Origin of the sequence: Pseudoteredinibacter isoporae, from assembly GCF_011602085.1 — a bacterium.
GTDB lineage: Bacteria > Pseudomonadota > Gammaproteobacteria > Pseudomonadales > Cellvibrionaceae > Pseudoteredinibacter > Pseudoteredinibacter isoporae.
The window spans coordinates 1103397-1121894 of sequence record NZ_JAAONY010000001.1 but is presented as its reverse complement, the minus strand read 5'-3'; the positions used below and the strand labels follow the sequence as shown (position 1 = coordinate 1121894).

Below are 18498 nucleotides of genomic sequence, written 5' to 3'. Positions count from 1 at the left end.
CTTAAATATGGCACAAGAATTCAAATTTTACTTTATATCCCTTCACCCAGTTTAGTGAAGTTTGGATATTCCAAACTGTGACCCTGTGCAATACACAGGCTCAACCAATCCGAAAGGAATTGATTCAACTGGGTTTTTTCGTCCATTTGATGCATATCTTTATTCGGGTAGGGATAACGCCCTAAAAATTGTCGGTATTGCGCCCAATTCACCACCTCGGCCATTTCAGCATCGTGATAAATTCGCACGCCCAATGACAAATCCTGCAACCACTTATTGATTTTACCCTGCTGCTCTACCGCAATGGTTGTCGTGTAAGGTGCCCGCTCCAGAATTCGGATGGTAATGGTGTGCGCCCCGTTTGGACTTGCACTGTATTCCCAACTGTCACGTTGCTCTCGCCCAGGCATCAAACGAAGCAGCTTGGCATAGTTCATACCACACACAGCCTGCAGGCCTTTAAGATCAACTTTATAACGGGACTTCATAAAAATATATTCAACTTATGGCGGCTTTACGTCAGTTTAGCGACTTCTTTTCGGAGTCGCTCACGATGCATCTGCAACCATTGTAAACCAATCAAAGTCGCCGCGTTATTCATCCTTCCGTTAAGCATAGCAGCAAACACCTCTTGCGCAGAAAAAACCAGCAGGCGGATATCTTCATGCTCTTCATCGAGACCATGAATTCCACCGCCGGCGCCACTCAAATCGCACATCAAAGCATAGAGGAAAACCTCTTCATCGGTCCCTCCCGGACTGGATAAATAGCGACAGATAAACTCCATATGCCGAGCTTTCAGGCCAGCTTCTTCCTCCAGTTCACGCGCCATCACCTGTTCTGGCGCCTCTCCGTCCTTATCCATCATTCCTGCCACGACCTCCAGGCACCAGGGCCCGGCAGGGCTATCGTGGGCGCCAATTCGGAACTGCTCTATCAGAGCAATTTCATCACGCCAGGGGTCGTAAATAATTCCCGCAACAGCATTGCCGCGGCGAAAAATCTCTCTTTGGAAAGCCTCTGTCCAGTCGCCTGAAAATAATCGATGACGCAATGTCCAACGTTGCATTTCAAAGAAGCCACCATAGGCGCATTCCTGGCTCACAACATCGACGTCTTCTGCCTCAAATTGGCTGCCTGCCAATAGCCCTTTATCCGATGTAGATGTCATTAAGTCTCCAATTCCACTATCGATTGATTTGCTCAAGCTGCCGTAAAAACTGCTGCCCTTGAGCATCCAACAGCGACTTTTTCGCCATCAAACGCATTTGCTGCAAGGCTTCTTTGCTTCGCCCGGTTGAGTGTAGAGCAACGGCGTAAACATATTGATAGCGTCCATTATTTGGCTCAAGTTTGGCCGCTTCCGCCAGAGCCTGTAAGGCAGGCAAATATTGTTTATGGCGCACCAATGCCAAACCCAATGCATGTTGCGCCGCTGCGGCTTGCGGCAACGCACGACTTATTTTTTGCAATAACCCTAAAGACTCTTGGGTTTTTCCGCGCTGTCGCAACAAGTCTGCCAAATTTAAATGGGCACCCAGGTGCAATGGTTCCATAACGATAGCCTTTCGGTAACTTTTTTCAGCCAGGTCGAGCTGAGCAAAGGCTAAATGATACAAACCCAAATTCAATTGGCCGGCGGCAGTATCCTGATGAAACAACAAGCTTTGCCAATAGTCCTGCCATAGACCTTTTAATGCCTGACTTTGTTCACTATCAAGCGCAGATAAATCCGCCCCCAAAGTTTGCCGAGCAATCGCCAGCCGCACAGCCATCTCCGGCTCGTTCAAACTGGCCAGCAATTCCTGAACCCGCTGGGGCAATGGCAAGACCGCCAGAAAATTCACAGCAGCTTCGCGCAACAGAGGTTCAGCGTGATGCAAACGTGACTGCGCGACCAACAAGGATTGATTGCTTGGCGCTTGCGCCAAACGCTCAAGAATACTGGCTGCAACAATCGGTGGCTCCTGGCTCAAACGAGACAATAATTTACGAGGCTCGGTCTCCGCCAGAGCCGGCTTTTCAGGCAGCGCTTTGCCTGCCTCTTTTAACCAGTTTTTAAAATGCACACTCGCCCATTGATTACTGCGATCCTGATGGCATTGCACACAAGCATTTGGGCTGCCCAATTCGTCACTTAAATCCGGACGGGGAATTCTCAGGCTGTGATCGCGACGGGGATCAACCACCATATACGTGGTTTCCGGCATATGGCAGTTCACACATTGCGCACCGGCACTGCCTTTCGGATGACGATGATGTTTGGGCTGATCATAAACCGCGGGCACATGGCATTGACTGCATACTGCATTACCGGGTGCTTTCAATTGCAGACTGTGAGGCTCATGGCAATTGCTGCATTCCACACCGTGCTGATACATCTTGCTCTGCATAAAGGAGCCCAGCACAAACACTTCATCGCGTATCTGGCCATCCCGGTGATACATAGGCTCAACCAGACTCTGAATTGCATGCTGTGCAGAGAAAGATTCACCTGCATGATGTACGCGTTTTTCGCTTAATAAACGGCGGCGGGAATGACAGCTGCCACAAACACTGATCTGCTCACTTTGCTCACCGGCTTTTCGTGGTCCCTGTTCACGCCGGGCAATGGATTCACCGACATTCAGAATCCAACGACCCTTCGCATGAAGCCGACTGATTTTTTTATCGTCACCACCGACACCCGCCGTCGCCCACTTAACATGCTCTTCTCCTGGACCATGGCAAGCTTCACAGGCCACATTGATCTCGGACCACTGAGTCTGATAGCTGTGATCTTTTGGCTGATAATTGCGTTTCAGATTGGTGGAATGGCATTCAGCGCAACGGCTGTTCCAATTGAAATAGGCACCCGTCCAATGAAGAGGATCGTCCGCACTGATTTGTTCATTGGGGTAAAGGTGAAACCAGCGTTGCCCGCCTTCAGTTTTGGGACGAGAGTCCCAGGCAATAGTCAGGGCTTGCAAGTGCCCTTTAGGCAGTTGCAATAAATATTGCTGCAAGGGGTAAAAACCAAAAGTGTAAGCCACTTTGAAACTCTGCTGCTTACCTTGGGCATTTGGGGTTTCTACAAAATAATCTTTGCCCTCACGATAGAAACGGCTCTTATCCCCAAAATGCTCAAAAGTTATATCATTAAAGTTACCCAGCACGAACGGTGCTTCGGCGGGCTTCATTGCCCAATCGTGATGGGAACCCTGCCACTGCTGGTATTCTTTTTCGTGACAATGCTTACACTGCTCACTGCCCAGCCATTGAGCTTGTGAAGATACCCCACATAACAACAATACAGCGCAAAGCAGATGTTGCAGCAGACAAGTCAGACCTTCGGAGGTGGATTTAACGGGGGCAAACATAGGTTCTTATCGGTGGCTATGGGGTTTCTGGCTCCTTTTAAACAATCACGGAGCTCTTGCAATTCATTGATTAACTGTCTCTGTTCAATGGCGCTTAAAGCCGCCATTTTACCAGCACTGTTATCTGGACTATAGGGCGTGGACAGATATTTTGGTAGCAGATCGTAACGATGTGTAACCAGAGCGTCGAAACCCTCGGGGCCCATCTTCCAAAATCGCCACCACTGATGGAAGCGCTGATAAACCTTGCTGCCCCCCGCCTCTCGAATCGACGCACACAGTGCCTGCCAGGCTTCTCGCTCAGGATTGGCTCGCTTCCTCAAATTCTGCCGCCATACTGAAGCCAAGCAGCGCCCAATGCCCAAACGATTGAAACACCACCATCCAATCAGCACCAATAAGATCGACATTCCAAGCCAAACAACGCTCGCCCGGGAAAAAACACCTACTCGTTTGATCTTTTGTTCGGGCAGCGCCAGCATTTGCTGAGCCCCATCACTGCTGTCCCAATAACTTAATGCCAAGGCGGGGATTGTGAAGTCTCCCGGCTGATTGAATTCATAACGCCAGATTTCTTCTCTTATCGCGAGAAACTCACCCCGGTTTTCACGATCATCCAGTTGCGATACTCGCCGAAAAACCTTTCCACCTGTGACGTCCTGTTGACTGAATTGAGCCTCATCAAAAAACGGAGCATTGCGATAGCTTTCACTAAACAACTGTGTAAAAGCTGGCAACAGCACCGCCGTCGTCTGCTTTGCCGTGAGTCTTATTTTGCGTTCGACAACATCACCAGGCTCCAAAGACCAGGTGTCACCCGGTGAAAGCACTGTCGAGCGTTCGCCCGCAATCAAACGATATTCTTCCTGCAGCTGCCCCTCATCGGCAACCAGGTCATCCCGCTTTTCTGTGACCGTAAAGATCAAATCATTACTGTGCAATATTAAGGGCTGCACGGCACGACCGGACCGTGCAAGGCTCATCGACAATTGAATTGGTGCCACATAGAAGGCACCCAAGCGCTGGGGGTAAATCCGATAAATCTGCTCCTGAACAATATAGTCCCGCGCCTCTATGGTTTCCTGACCATGAGTTGCAAAGGACAAAGGGCGAACGACCAACGCACCATCAACCGTAATTTCTGGATAACGGGGTGCTTTGCGCAGCCAGGTTTCGGTATACAGCTTTACGCTCAGCTGACGTTCCTGCCCCTGAAGAAACTCATGACCTTCCCCCAACAGACTTATGCGCACAAAGGCAGCCGAGGTATCTACTGCAAGAGAATTGGCACTGAGAACACACAAGATTGTCAGTATAAAGAAGCGGCAATACATTTGAGGAAGACGCTTTTTCATGGCGACTCCTCATGGGCGTTTTTTTGTTGCTGCCACTGGTAGGCAAATTTCCTTTGTAGAAAATCCACAGGTTTTCGATTTAACTGGCGCAACCACAATTTTCTCAAAGAATGTTCACTTAGATCCCCTGTTGCCAAAGCGTCATCTACAGCTTGATCGCTGTTTTTCTTATCCAGATCAAAGGAAACATCATCGGCCGCAAAATCACTTTTGGTATCCTGCTCTCGATCTCTTTGTTGACGAGGCTTGTCTTTTAGTACATCCGCAAGCTGGCGATTGAACTGTGCCGCCGGCCAATCCGGCTGAAGTGCCAGCGCCATACGATACGCCACAATAGCCTCGTCATAGCTTTCCTGATGGGCCAGACTGTTCGCCAGAGCAAAATAGGCAGCCGCATGGTGTTGCTGTGCGAACCCCCGAGCTGCGCTCGTAAAATCCTCACTGGCATAGGCCGCATAGGGAGCCAGGGAAGAGCCTTCCAGGAGTCGCGCCGCCGCTTGATAATTTTTTTGCTGCCAATTCTGGGCGGCCTGCTGCTCCTTACTCCACCAGATATCAGCGATATTTTTTTCGGGAGAAAAATAAGCAAAACCATGCGCCAACAAAAAGACGAGCAGCAAAACACCAAGGCTGCTATCGAATAACAGCCTGATGCGCGCAATGCTCTTTCGACCTTTCCAATACATGATCTATGCCCAACTCAAAACCATACCGCGGCGAAACCACAGCAATGCCAGAAAAAGCATCGGCCAAAGCAACAGATAGCCGGCGTCGTGCCAACGATCTTCTTCTCCTTGGGCCTGACTCAATTGCTGTCGTTTTAACAGCTTGCTTATTTGGTGCACATCCTCCGGGCTGTTTGTCATTAGAATTTGCTGGAAGCCCTGTTGCTGATAAACCTCATCCAGTTTATGGGCCTTCGTTGACCAGTGAATGTTTAACAGGCTTTGCCCCCAGGGCTTCAAAGCCGCTGGAGACATCATGGTTTCATCATTGCCGACCACAATAATGCTGCTGCGGGGATAACGTTGCAGATCCATTTGCCTTTCAAGCTCGGCAAAAGCCAGGTCTGGGCGAAATCCGTCTTCCGGCATGATTTCGGCTCGCAAATCGGCCAGGTACAAATGAATCGCCTGTTGATCTTTGCTTAAAGGCAATACCGTATGCGCACTGCCCGAAAATACGATCACCCCCATCGGGATAGATTTGTGGGCATCCATCAACGCTTGCACCTTCAGTTTACTGCGCAGCAGCGACTCGTCACCACCCTCCTCTGTGCTGGCATTTAATTGCAGAAGCAGAAAAATGGCCTGCTGACTTTGCTGCAAAGGATTCGCTTTCATTTGCCAGCTCGGTCCCGCGGCTGCTAGAGTGGCGATCACACAGCTGATTAGCATCAATCGCGCCGGGTTCAACCAGGCTTGCCCCTGACTATCAACCGCCAGCAACTCCAGATATTCAGCCTTAATAATTCGCCCCCACAAACTGTTCTGACGAGCGCGCCAACGCGCAAGTCCGTACAGAAATAATGCCGGCATCAGAAACGCCAACACCCAAGGACGAAGAAAGTGAAAATTCTGTCCGTCGAGAAGAAGCTCACTCATACTCCAACTCTCCGGACCGGCCGGCCTCAATTTCCCGTCTTTGTTTTATGGTCTGAAATGCGAGATAAAAATGCACAAGGTAAACCAGTAAAATCGAACACAATACTGGCCAGAAAAACAGATTTTTACTGGGCTGATAATAGTGGATCGCATAGCGGCTGGGTTCCAAACGGTCCAACATCGCTGACACCTGCGCCAGCGCTGCACGGTTCTGCGCGTGAAAATATCGACCACCGGTAATATCAGCCAATGCCTTTAGCTGCGCCTGATCGACAGCCTGCTCAGCTATCGCATCCACATTGCCCAGCAAAACCGGGTAAATTTTTATCCCCAGACCGGCCGCCAGTCTCGCGGCTTCTTTTGGTGGCACTCGGCTCCCTGAATCGTTGCCATCACTGAGCAATAACAACACTTTATTTCTCTGAGTTGTGGTTTCAAGGTTGTTCTCGGCATCGTGTTGAAAATGTTTATAGGCAAAGCCGATGGCATCACCCAGCATGGTTTTAGGGCCAGCCATTCGAACACGACTTTCTTCCAGTAATTGAATAAACAGGGATTTGTCTTCGCTGAACGGCAATTGTAAATAGGGGGCGTCGCCATAAACCATCAAGCCGAAACGATCACCTTCGCGCGCCTTGGCAAATTCGGCCAAAACCTGCTTGGCGCCGCGCAACCGAGACATAGGCTCTTGCCCCTCGGGGGCAAAGTCCTGTTCTGACATTGAGCCTGACAAATCTACAGCAACCAATAAGTCCCTGGCAGGCTCACGCACTTCCACCGGCTTTGCCAACCAAACCGGTTTTGCCAATGCAACAAGCAATAAAAACCACACGGATAAGAGCAAAAAGACCTGTATTTTTTGGCGACGCTGAACAGCCCGGGTTTGCAGCAGTTGCCCCTGTTGTTCAAGGAGCGCATCAAAAAACGGCACCTTCAACGATCGTCTCTCGCTTCCGTAGGCAGGCGCCAGTTTGCGTACCAACCAAGGGGCCGGTAACAGCAGGAAAGCCCAGAGATTCTCAAACATCAACATAGCTGCCTCCGGGCTGATGCCAGCAGAGCCAATACTCCAAACGACGCAGCACATCAACGATATGATCGGAAGAAATGCTCTTGGGATCCGGGCCATAGCTCAGTTGTTCCAATAGCAAAAAATCCTCATCGTTCAGCAGCCATTCTTTTTTTTGTTTCACCTCAGGAATCAGACTGTTCATATATTTTCGCTGTTCTGACAAACTGAGCCGAGACAAATCGGAACGCTCGCTAAACACCAGCAAACAGCGTTTACACAGAGGTAATAATTTTTGTGTAGAGTCGAGCTTACCGTTTGAGACATCTGAAGATATTTCCGAGAGCTGTCTTTGAGCTTCTTGTCGATATGCATTCAAGCTCCGCTCCAGTCGCTCTACACTGTAAAAACGTAACAGTAACAACGCACACAAAGTCACAATAAACCAAACACCCCATTGGCTTGGCAGATACATTTCCCAAGTACCGGGTAATTGTTCAGTAATGGAATCCAGTTCGTAAAAATGTTCCAACCAATCATTGCCAAAACCCTGAAACCAGTAGTCCGGTTTAGGGGCCTCCATGGCAAGCTCCACAGCAGTTGATTCGGCTTGATCAAAAGCTTCGTCTGTTACGCTTTGCTCAGAGAGCCCACTCTTCATAGCAGACCCTCTCGATATTGCATAAAGCCATCAAACGCCAGAAGTTGAATATTGGGCTCTGTTAAGGCCAATTGCTGTAAAGGATGAAACCGAAGTGCAAAGGCGTCTTTTAGCGCAAGACTTAACTCAGGATCAGAGCTGTTGATCTCCGCATGATGGGTGCCATCAGAAATGGGCAAAAAACCCAAACGGGGAAATTCATATTCCAACTCATCAAATACAAACAGCACTCGAACGCTGTTATGGCGAGCCAGGGCGCTCAGTGCCTGCACTAAAACCTTCCCCAGCTCAGGCTTGTCGAGACCGGAAAAGTCACTGATCAAATAGATATGCCGCCCTCGGCAACGGGTTTGCAAAAGCTCTTCAAGACACTCAACAAGTAACGCTTCTTTCCTTGGCTGGGAGGCGTGAAGTGTTTGATTGCAATCAACCAATCGGTTCAAGCTGGAGAGCCAGTTATTTGAGCTGCGACTGGATTTTCCTTGTTGGATACCGGATGTCGACACGATGGTGCAGGCACAAGGGTCGCCCTGCTGAATCGCCTGCCAGCCAATCTGGGCCACCAACTTAGCGGCAACAACCGCTTTACTTGCACCGCGAGAACCAAACAGCATAGGACTTCGTTGATCGACAATAAGCTCGAAACGCTGTTCTTTTTCTTCCTGATATTGGCGAACAAACGGCGTTTGCTTTCGACTGCTTAACTTCCAATCGATATGACGCACATCGTCGCCGTGCTGATAATGATTCAGTTCAGAAAAATCCAGGCCGCTGCCTTTTTTAGGACCACTGCGATGCCCCAACAATGGCCCAAGCAGGCCTTGAAACAGCAAAGGCAATAAAGCGTCGGACAGCACGGCCTGCTTCAGCAACGAATCCATATCCAGCTGGACACCGGCTTTGACCAGGCGAGCGGCATCAAGTGTTGCGCGAGCCCGGAAAAACATCAGACGAGGACCTGCTCCAGCAATTCTCGACAGGCATCTGCACTCGTGTAGGATTCAGCCTGGGCGCGATAATTCAATTGAATGCGATGGGCAAAGACTTCTGGCAATACCGAGGCGACATCTTCTGGCAATACATGGTCACGACCAGCCATCCAGGCTTTGGCTCTCGAACATTTATCCAATGCGATGCTCGCCCTCGGGCTGGCGCCCAGCTGGAGATAAGCGGACAACTGGCTTTCGGGATACAAATCGACATGGCGAGTCGCCATCACTAAATTCACAATGTATTGCTCAATAGCAGGCGCGATATGCACTTGTTGGAAGGCCTTTCTCGCTGCCAGCAGATGTTCCTGGCTCATGGTTTTTCTCAGCGCCGGAACACTGTCTTCCTCGGAACGCACCATGCGAATAATATTGAGCTCGTCTTCCGCACTCGGGTAGTCAATACGTGCTTTTAACAAAAAGCGATCCAATTGCGCCTCCGGCAAGGGATAAGTACCTTCCTGCTCGATGGGATTCTGAGTAGCAACGACCAGAAACACTTCCGGCAAGGGATAACTTTTTCCAGCAACTGTTACTTGACGCTCTTCCATCGCTTCGAGCAACGCCGATTGCACCTTAGCGGGCGCGCGATTGATTTCATCAGCCAACACCAGATGATTAAAAATCGGCCCTTCCTGGAAACTCAAATGCTGGCCAGCATTATCCTGATGCAACACTTCGGCACCGCTGACATCAGAAGGCAAGAGATCCGGAGTAAATTGAATACGCCCCATGCTGCCTTCAATGCTCTGTCCAAGCAGTTTTACCAGGCGGGTTTTTGCGGTACCTGGGTAGCCTTCCAGTAGAATATGGCCATTGCACAACAACGCCAGCAACAGGGAATCCAGCAAGGCTTCTTGCCCCACTAAACGCTCGTGCAAACTGCTACGTAAATCAGCAAATTCCTGACGCAAAGCATCCATGATCAACCTATTACCTGTTTTTACTTTTTATATGTTATTTGTTCCGGCCTTTACAGCATAACAAAAAACCCAGCACTGGGCTGGGTATATGCAAAACAGTGCCGACAAAGGCTTGTCATAAATCCAGCGGCTTTTACAGAAAAGCCGTCAGTGATTTATTTGTACTGAACGTTGTCCCAGATTTTGGCATCTTCAACAACCTTATCGATTGTGAAGGTATCCGGCTTTTGACGCGGCGGATATTTCTGGAAAGAACGCAGGAATGGCACTAACACGCCCATTGCCATTGCCGATTGTGGCAGAGTCTTGTCAGCCCACCATTCGTTGTAGGAATTGGAATGCTCATCCGCACGTTCATAAGGATCACGTCGCAAGTTGAACAACTTGGGGATACGCAAGAATTCAAATTGCTCACGCCAGACATCAAATCGTTTGGCTCTTTGCTCGGCGTAAACCAGCTTCCAATCTTCACGGCGAATACCAACAATATCCGAAGTATCCGACAAGTAAATAAAGTGATTGCGCGGTGACTTCTTCGCATTGCCGGTGAGATAAGGCAAGAGGTTATACCCATCGAGGTGCACATTATAATTGCGACCACTGACCGTCTTGCCCTTGAGCAATTGCTTACCAATGTCTTTTTCCCCGACGGCCGCCATCATGGTTGGAAACCAATCCAGATGTGAGGCAATTTCATTGGAAATACCCGGCTTGATTTTACCTGGCCAACGAATCATCGCAGGTACACGGTAGGCGCCTTCCCAGTTGGTATTTTTCTCGGACCGGAAGGGAGTAATGCCAGCATCGGGCCAAGTGTTGTAGTGCACACCATTATCGGTGGAATAAAACACGATGGTGTTATCCGCAATGCCCAACTTGTCCAACTGATCCAGCATGGCACCCACTTTTTCGTCGTGGGCCACCATCACATCATTGTAGAACCCCTGACCGGATTTACCTTTGGTATCCGGTGCAGGATGCGTACGAAAGTGCATGCCGGTAGTGTTCACCCAAACGAAAAACGGTTTCTTCGCTTTATGCGCCTTGTCGACAAAACCCATGGCAGCGTCAACAAATTCCTGGTCGACGGTTTCCATGCGCTTGCGATTCAGTGGACCGGTATCTTCAATACGGCCATCCGCATAGGAGTGCACCACACCACGCGGGCCAAAACGTTTTCGGAAACCCGGCACCTGAGGGTAATCAGGATCTTCCGGCTCTTCTTCTGCATTCAGATGGTAGAGATTGCCGAAGAACTCATCAAAACCGTGGTTGGTAGGCAGAAATTCATCGCGGTCACCCAAGTGGTTTTTGCCGAACTGGGCGGTCATATAGCCTTTGTCTTTCAGCATCCAGGCCAAGGTAGGATCTTCCTTTCGAAGGCCTTTATCAGCACCGGGCAATCCTACTTTGGACAAGCCTGTGCGCATGGGGCTCTGACCGGTAATGAAAGCCGAGCGACCAGCAGTACAGCTCTGCTCGCCATAATAATCGGTGAACATCACACCCTCTCGGGCGATGCGATCAATATTCGGGGTTTGATAACCCATTAAGCCATGGCTGTAGGCACTAATGTTGGTGATCCCAATATCATCGCCCCAAAATACTAGAATATTTGGGCGATCTTGGGCGACAGCGGTCCAGCTGGCTCCCAGGGCTAGCACTCCCGCCATCCCTCTCAGTATGGACTTAAGCATTGTCTTTATGCCTCTTTTATCGTTATCGTTCAGATAATGAGCACCTGTTTAAGGAAGGCACACGCAAGTGCTCATCCGATCAGATGCATCTTATGCACTCTAAACAAATAACAGACATAATTGAAATCGAATTTTTCCTGACTTATCATAACCAAAAGGAATGTCTTTCCAGGATAAATGACCATGCGACCAGATCTGAATTTACTCACCGCTTTACGTGTTCTGTTGGAAGAGCGGAATGTTACCCATGCCGCCAAACGCCTGCATGTCTCACAACCCGCCATGAGCAAAACTCTCCAAAAGCTGCGCGAGGAACTCAACGATCCCTTGTTTACCCGATCCTCCCACGGTTTGATACCCACTCCGCGAGCGAAACAACTGGAGCAACGGCTACCGGAACTTCTGGACCAAATCAGCAATCTGGTACACCCGAAGGAATTTGCCCCGGCGTCTTACCATGGGCGATTCAACATCGCTGGCCCCGGTGTGATTCTGGAGCAGCTTATTCCCGACTTGAGTATTACCCTTCAGGAGCAGGCCCCCGGAACCAGCTTGACCATTTCAGAGGTCACAACGGATTTCACTGAACAATTGGGTTCAGGCCAGCTGGATTTTGTTATTCATATCAACCGCTCCATGTCCGAAGACCTGATTAAAACCAGCGTGGGATTTGGCGAGGTGGTGTGTGCGATGCGTGCCGATCACCCCCTTGCTGCAAAGGAGCAAATTACTCTCGAAGATTACCTTCACTACGCCCATGTACGTCTTTACGTCGCCCAGATAACCCACGCCAATATCGGGGTCGTGGATGAGATTCTGAATCAGAGCGGGCGGCAACGTAATATCGTGCTGGAGACATCATCTTTGTCAGCCGCGCTCAACGTAATTCGCAGGACGGATTGCCTGATGGTAGTGGCCGATAACCCGGTCGAGCTTCAGGACTCCGCCTTTGTCTGCAAAACCATGCCTCTTGAGCTTGGTTATCCGACCCTGGAAACCGTCATTATTCAGCATCGTCGCAGCATCAACAGCCAACCTCATCTGTGGCTGCGCGGGGTAATGGTGGAATTGATGTCACATTTTTTCAGAGAAGAGCGACTGTTTCGATCAACAGCCTTATTGTGAAGCCCTGCCGTAAGGCAACTTGAAAGTCGAGAGCCGGGATTCAGGGGGTGCTCAACCACCCCCACCTTGTTCAAGTCTACAGTGAGCTCGCTACCAGCGCGACGCAGAAACCATAGCCTGCAATCCACACAATACTGCGCAGGGTTGCCCAATCGGCGAGATAGCACAGCTGATACAACACCCGCGATATCACAAAACCACCGGCGTACAAGTGAAGATCTTCCATGGGCAATTCCAAATGGGCGGCTGTCAGCAAAGCCAAGCCAAAAATCGGAATCGCCTCAATAGCGTTTTGATGCGCCGCCAGCGCACGCTTCCCCCAGCCGCTGAGTTCGGTCTGCTGATCCCTGGGAGAGGCATTGTTGTAACGACCGAGTCGTGCCATCGCGATAGCGACAGGCGCCTTGGTCAACCCCAATAGCAAGAGATTAAACAACATATACAAAGCAATTGCGTTCATGATGAGTCCTTAATGATTTCTGCACTGTTATTATTTTAGGAGGACACCTTTTAGGAGGTCACCCTGCGCGCATATTAGCCCAAGTTCCGAGAATTCTCGTTTACGTATTGACTTTTAGCGCCAGAAAAACACAATTGGATTTTTCATCACAGATACTTGGCCATGTCAGTCCCCCTGATTAACAGTGAGTATTTAGACGGCTTCAGCGAGTACGTTAGCGAGCTGGGCGGTGATCCGGCTGCTTTGTACAGAGAAGCAGGACTGGATTTGCCTGAAAATAACAAAACCCTGCACCTGCAAAGCGGCACACTGAATCCCTTTGATCGCCATGTGCGCCTGCTGGACCTGGCCCGTGAACGCTTGAAAAGCCCCAGCTTCTGCCTTGAGTTGGCCAGTCGCCAGGCCGTTGGTGTTTATGGCCCGATCGGTATCATGGCGACCGAGAGCCAAACCATTGGAGAAGCTCTGCAGATGCTCGCCGATCATCTGCAATTTAACGTTCAGATGATCCGCCTCGAGATACGGAAGCAAGGTGAAATCGTACAGTTCATTGTTCACTGCGAGTACGAAGCCATTGCCAAAAGTCAGGCCCTGCAGGATCACGCCCTCGCACTGATCTACAACCTGTTACAAATTTTGTATGGCGAACCCTTGCGACTACGCGCGGCTTACTTACAACATGACGGTTGTGACCACGCCAGCATTTACAGCCGTTTTTTCAAATGTCCGGTGGGCTTTAATCACGAATATGTTGGCCTCTCATTCGAACCCAGTCAGCTCGAACAACCCATTGCGGAATCGGCGCGAGCCCTGCCTGAACTGCTGCGACAATATCTGGAACGTCGCCATAAGGACAGCCTGATCGAACAGGTGCAACATGTCATCTGCATTATGCTGCCCAGCTGTCAGTGCAAACTGGAAAGCGTGGCCCGCGCCATCGGCTACAGCAAACGCACCCTGCAAAGACGCCTGCAGGAAGAAGACACCAATTTCCAGGACATGATTGATGGCGTGCGTTACCAGCTCAGCCTGGATTACTTATCCGAGCCGCACTACCGCTTAACCGACGTTGCCGCGGTATTGGGTTACTCGGAACTCAGTGCATTTACTCGCAGTTTTAAACGGTGGCAGGGAATCAGCCCACAACAATGGCGAGCCCAGCGCAGGAACCTGAAACAGGACGAAGCGCCCAATTAACAATTATTTACGGCACGTTTGCTATCCTTTAAGGCCACTTAGTCGACCACTTGCGGTGAACTGGCTAAAATTAGCGGCTAAATTTTGGAAGCTGCCTGCTCTTTTTTGCCGCAGCATCGTCTAATATGCAAACTCGGTGCATCAGGCACTTTGCTTTATTATCAGGGAACAAAACCTATGTTAAGAAAAACCCTCATTGTCGCCATTAGCGGCTTAGTGGCTGCCAGTGCCAGTTACGCTGACAGCCTGCAAGAAGTTTATCTGCAAGCGTTGAAAAACGATCATCAAATTAAAGCAGATGAAGCGGCATTCCTGGCCGGCAAAGAAGCGGTTAATATCGGACGCGCCAGCCTGCTACCCAATGTGAACGCACGCGCACAATATTCCAAGACTGAACAAGATTCTGTTGGCGCCTTATTCACTGGCGGCCCGGCAGCCACGACTGAAATTGATCGTGAAAACGAAGCCTATACCGCCTCACTCACGCAACCCCTTTTCAATATGGCCGCCTGGTACGGTTTCCAACAGGGCAAGGCACAAACCAAACAAGCTGAGTATCAGTTCGCATCTGCCCAACAGACTCTGATTCTTCGCGTTGTTGAAGCCTACCTGAACGTTTTACAAGCTCTGGATACTCTGAGCACCGCCAAAGCCGAGCAAAAAGCGCTTTCCCATCAGTTGGAACAAACCAAGCAACGTTTTGAAGTGGGCCTGGCGGCGATCACCGATGTACACGAAGCTCAGGCAGCTTACGACTCGGCCAATGCCAGCACTCTGCAGGCGCAAGGTAATGTCGGCATTCAGTTTGAAGCTCTCGAAGTACTGACCGGCAAAAAAGCCGATGCCATTTCCCCACTGAAAGATGATCTGCCAGTGGTCAATCCAACCCCGGCAGCACGTGCTGATTGGGTCGATTTCGCACTGAAAAACAACTACGCGCTAAAAGTCGCCAAAGCGAATGCCGAATCTTCCAAGCAGGGTGCCAAGGCTGCCAAAGCCAATCACCTGCCGACCTTGAACGGTAGCATTTCCTATACCCATTACGACGACACCAATACTGACATTACCGCTCAGGGCAGCACCACCAGCTCTGACAGCCGTGCAGTAGATGGCACCACCTTTGCGGTAACTTTAGATGTGCCGATTTACTCCGGCGGCGGCACCTCCGCTCGCCGTCGTCAGGCTTATCAGAACTGGATGCAGGCTCAGGAGCTGTACAACAAGTCTCTGCGCGACACCATTCAGCAAGCCCGCTCAGCACACCTGCAGGTAGTCACGGATGTTGCACAGGTGAAAGCCCAGAAACAGGCTTTGACCTCAAACATGAGCGCACAGGAAGCAACCCAGGCCGGTTACGAAGTGGGTACCCGAAACATTGTTGACGTATTGCAGGCCCAGCAGCGTCTGTATGCGGCCCAACGTAACTATGACAATTCCCGCTATGCCTACATCCTCAACAATCTGCGCTTGAAGCAGGCGGCAGGCACATTATCACCGGAAGATATTAATTCTCTGGACCAATGGATGAGCAACAGCCAATCCATCAATCGCGCGGAAGTTGACGCCCTGTAAGATTGAAATCGCCCAGCGCAGGGCACTTACACCGCTGTAAGTGCCCCAGCGTTTTTCCACCAAACCACTTCAAGTCCGCTCGGGACGACGACAGCTACAACACCAACAAGTGTCCATTCTGTTTTAACCAATCCTGCGCTTCGTGATAGCCAGGCTCACAATTTTCCACCAAACGCCAGAATGCCGGACTGTGATTAAAATGACGCAAATGGCACACCTCGTGCGCAACCAGGTAATCAATCACCGACTCAGGCGCGAGCATGATCAACCAATTAAACTGAAGCACACCCTTTGATGTGCAATGCCCCCAGCGACGTTTATTTTTTCGAACTTTCACTTCCGCAATCGACAAGCCCAACCTGGCAGCAACACCCTCAGCTTTCGCGCTTAATACGCGTTTCGCCTCTTTGCGGTACCAGGCTTGAACGCGCTCAGCAATATGCTCCGGCTTCGCAACCGGAGTATAAAGTTCATCGCCAATCCTGCGGGTATGACTGTGCCGCTGATGCACGCGCAAACACAATGAGCGCCCTCTCAGCGGAAAATATTCACCATCAACATATCGACGCTGGGGAATTTCAGCAAGTTGAGCGGTTTGCTCTTTGACCTTTCGTAAAATCCAGTCTTGCTTCTGCAAAACAAATGCCTGAATTTCCGCGCGAGCCAAACGCATTGGTGCACGCACAATAACCTGACCATGCTCAATGGTAACGGCCAGGCTTTTACGTTTACTGCGAATAAGTTGAATGCCGGCAATCTCACCGGTACTGACTGAGGGCTGATTCATGCCTCTAGTTTAGCGTTTTTAGGCATTCTTTTTAATGCTAAAAAGAGTACGCTTACTTTAAAAACTCGCGAATATGCTCCGCACATTCCAACGGACGCTCATGGGGCAGCATATGGCCGCATTCAGATAAACTGATCAATTGATCTTGGGGTCTCAGCTTCTTCCAGCGATTCCAGGATTTATCCATCAAAACGTCCGAGTATTCACCACGCAAGCCCAAAACCGGCAATTTCAGTTTCGGCAGCTGGCGCCAGATATACGGCACCGAACTGTAAATATGCGCCTCCCAGTCACGACTGAAACGCAAACCAAACCCCTTATCGGTTTCCTTGATGCCGAAATGTCCGTAGGCCTCCATAGACACATCAGTAAAGCGACTGAAGGCACGCTTTCCACGATGGAACTCTACGGCTTCTTCACGACTGCCCCAATGATTGGGCCGCTTTTTAGCGACCGCAGCCATCGGCACCGGTTTATTGATCAGACGCGCCAAGCGCGACATATACCAAAGTGGAGGCGCGACAAACACCGGATCAATCAGCACAATTTTAGAAAACAGATCCGGGCGTTTGATGGCTGCAAACATAGTGGTTACGCCACCAATAGAATGCCCCATACCCACAACTGGGCCGCGCTTCTGTTTATCGAGAAACTCAATCAGATCATCCGCATAATTGTACCAGGCAACACTGGATTCCGGTTCAGCCTGGTCTTCCCAGCAACCTCGATGGGCCAAACCAAAAATATTGCAATCTTCTGATAAACGCCCCAGCAAATCGGCATAACTGCCGAAGGGAAAACCCGTGGCGTGGTAAAAGTGAAGGGTTTCAGCAGTCTCGTTTTTTGCGTTTATCTCGTGAAAGTGGCCTTTACCATGACTCATATCACTGCGCTGTTCTTGAATCTGCTGATACATACTGTCATTCATCCATTATTATTTTCAGGGTAAGTGCCACAAGGCCAACTCACCACGCTCATCACACACATTGCTACCGAGAAGCCGTTCAAGTTGAACGGGTACTGGATTGGGCAGTTTATTGTTCAACTGTCTTACTGCCTGTACAAACTCCTTATTGCTGTTCGCAAAAGGTCTACCTTTGAAAGCCAGCATAATCACGTTATTACAACCTTCAACCGGCATCATCAACAGTTTTTTCGAGAACACCCGGCGCAACATCAAGGCCAATTGCAGCAAGGGCTCCTGCTGATTCACAGAAACGTTCAAAGCCAGCACACCGTTACTCTCCATACACCCGAAGCAATGCTGGTAAAAAGCTTCCTCATCCAGGCAAGCAGGCTGGGCCGAACCTGTAAATACATCTAATAGGATTAAATCAAACTGACGTTGACATTGGGGAATAAAATCATTGATATCTTCTTGCAATATCTCGACATCATTTCCCACCACCCCTGCGGAAAAATAGTCACGATAAGCGCGAATGATATCCGGGCAAAGCTCACAACAGCTAAACTGACTCGCCATACCTGCACTGCGAAATTGTCGAATCAAATCGCCACCACCCAGCCCCGCCATCAAAACGGACTGTGGCTTGGTAAGCAGAGCTGTATTCAACCATTGAGCATGGGGAAGGCAGGCACGATCCGCTTGCTGCAAATCCATGACACTCTGGATAAAACCGTCGACCTGTAAAAAACGGTAACGGTCATTTTCCAAAATCTGTAAATTACCAAAGCGACTGTTACATTGCCAAAGTTGCTCAGCGTTATCGGTGTTCAATTCGTTCAGAAGAGTCTTCATA

At 50.0% G+C, this 18498-nt stretch carries 18 protein-coding genes; 3 read left to right on the top strand and 15 right to left on the bottom strand.

Going from position 1 to position 18498, the window contains the following annotated elements; all coding sequences use genetic code 11:
* Positions 1–32: 32 nt before the first annotated feature.
* From G8768_RS04870 to G8768_RS04820, 11 genes are all read right to left on the bottom strand, one after another.
* Positions 33–488 carry a DUF1249 domain-containing protein gene (locus G8768_RS04870; RefSeq protein ID WP_166850470.1) on the bottom strand — a complete coding sequence of 152 codons (456 nt, stop codon included), beginning with the start codon at positions 486–488 and terminating at the stop codon, positions 33–35.
* A 26-nt stretch (positions 489–514) separates the two neighbouring features.
* Positions 515–1171, bottom strand: coding sequence for an NUDIX domain-containing protein (locus tag G8768_RS04865; protein WP_166850473.1), 657 nt, complete (start codon positions 1169–1171; stop codon positions 515–517).
* Positions 1172–1187: 16 nt separating this feature from the next.
* Positions 1188–3359 (bottom strand): cytochrome c3 family protein, encoded by a 2172-nt coding sequence (locus G8768_RS04860; protein ID WP_166850476.1) that lies wholly within the window; start codon positions 3357–3359, stop codon positions 1188–1190.
* Positions 3323–4714 carry a BatD family protein gene (locus tag G8768_RS04855; protein WP_166850479.1) on the bottom strand — a complete coding sequence of 464 codons (1392 nt, stop codon included), beginning with the start codon at positions 4712–4714 and terminating at the stop codon, positions 3323–3325. The genes G8768_RS04860 and G8768_RS04855 overlap by 37 nt, the downstream gene beginning before the upstream one ends.
* A complete protein-coding gene (locus tag G8768_RS04850) occupies positions 4711–5400 on the bottom strand; it encodes a tetratricopeptide repeat protein (RefSeq protein WP_166850482.1) in 690 nt (229 codons plus the stop codon). Before G8768_RS04850 ends, G8768_RS04855 begins: the two co-directional genes overlap by 4 nt.
* Before the next feature lie 3 nt (positions 5401–5403).
* On the bottom strand, positions 5404–6318 hold the full coding sequence (locus G8768_RS04845) for a vWA domain-containing protein (RefSeq protein ID WP_166850484.1): 915 nt from the start codon (positions 6316–6318) through the stop codon (positions 5404–5406).
* On the bottom strand, positions 6311–7351 hold the full coding sequence (locus G8768_RS04840; protein ID WP_166850486.1) for a VWA domain-containing protein: 1041 nt from the start codon (positions 7349–7351) through the stop codon (positions 6311–6313). The genes G8768_RS04845 and G8768_RS04840 overlap by 8 nt, the downstream gene beginning before the upstream one ends.
* Positions 7338–7988 carry a DUF4381 family protein gene (locus G8768_RS04835; RefSeq protein ID WP_166850489.1) on the bottom strand — a complete coding sequence of 217 codons (651 nt, stop codon included), beginning with the start codon at positions 7986–7988 and terminating at the stop codon, positions 7338–7340. Before G8768_RS04835 ends, G8768_RS04840 begins: the two co-directional genes overlap by 14 nt.
* Positions 7985–8935, bottom strand: a complete 951-nt coding sequence (locus G8768_RS04830) for a DUF58 domain-containing protein (RefSeq protein ID WP_166850492.1) — start codon at positions 8933–8935, stop codon at positions 7985–7987. Before G8768_RS04830 ends, G8768_RS04835 begins: the two co-directional genes overlap by 4 nt.
* Positions 8935–9900, bottom strand: a complete 966-nt coding sequence (locus G8768_RS04825) for an AAA family ATPase (protein WP_166850495.1) — start codon at positions 9898–9900, stop codon at positions 8935–8937. Before G8768_RS04825 ends, G8768_RS04830 begins: the two co-directional genes overlap by 1 nt.
* A gap of 155 nt (positions 9901–10055) precedes the next feature.
* Positions 10056–11597 carry an arylsulfatase gene (locus tag G8768_RS04820; RefSeq protein ID WP_166850498.1) on the bottom strand — a complete coding sequence of 514 codons (1542 nt, stop codon included), beginning with the start codon at positions 11595–11597 and terminating at the stop codon, positions 10056–10058.
* A gap of 183 nt (positions 11598–11780) precedes the next feature.
* Here G8768_RS04820 and G8768_RS04815 point away from each other — a divergent pair, with 183 nt between their 5' ends.
* Complete coding sequence (locus G8768_RS04815; RefSeq protein WP_166850501.1) at positions 11781–12722, top strand: LysR family transcriptional regulator; 942 nt, start codon at positions 11781–11783, stop codon at positions 12720–12722.
* Between the two features lie 76 nt (positions 12723–12798).
* On the opposite strand, the gene G8768_RS04810 is transcribed toward G8768_RS04815, so the two are convergent.
* On the bottom strand, positions 12799–13182 hold the full coding sequence (locus G8768_RS04810) for an MAPEG family protein (protein ID WP_166850506.1): 384 nt from the start codon (positions 13180–13182) through the stop codon (positions 12799–12801).
* A 162-nt stretch (positions 13183–13344) separates the two neighbouring features.
* Between G8768_RS04810 and G8768_RS04805 the strand changes: the two genes are divergently transcribed.
* Together G8768_RS04805 and G8768_RS04800 are read left to right on the top strand one after the other, a co-directional pair.
* Complete coding sequence (locus tag G8768_RS04805; RefSeq protein WP_166850509.1) at positions 13345–14379, top strand: AraC family transcriptional regulator; 1035 nt, start codon at positions 13345–13347, stop codon at positions 14377–14379.
* Between the two features lie 177 nt (positions 14380–14556).
* Positions 14557–15951, top strand: a complete 1395-nt coding sequence (locus G8768_RS04800; protein WP_166850513.1) for a TolC family outer membrane protein — start codon at positions 14557–14559, stop codon at positions 15949–15951.
* A gap of 94 nt (positions 15952–16045) precedes the next feature.
* On the opposite strand, the gene G8768_RS04795 is transcribed toward G8768_RS04800, so the two are convergent.
* The 3 genes from G8768_RS04795 to G8768_RS04785 are packed head-to-tail and all read right to left on the bottom strand — an operon-like array spanning position 16046 to position 18497.
* Entirely contained in the window at positions 16046–16738 is a 693-nt protein-coding gene (locus G8768_RS04795) for a M48 family metallopeptidase (RefSeq protein ID WP_166850516.1), read from the bottom strand.
* Between the two features lie 52 nt (positions 16739–16790).
* Positions 16791–17654, bottom strand: coding sequence for an alpha/beta fold hydrolase (locus G8768_RS04790; protein WP_166850519.1), 864 nt, complete (start codon positions 17652–17654; stop codon positions 16791–16793).
* Between the two features lie 24 nt (positions 17655–17678).
* On the bottom strand, positions 17679–18497 hold the full coding sequence (locus G8768_RS04785) for a spermidine synthase (RefSeq protein WP_166850522.1): 819 nt from the start codon (positions 18495–18497) through the stop codon (positions 17679–17681).
* Position 18498: the final 1 nt, after the last annotated feature.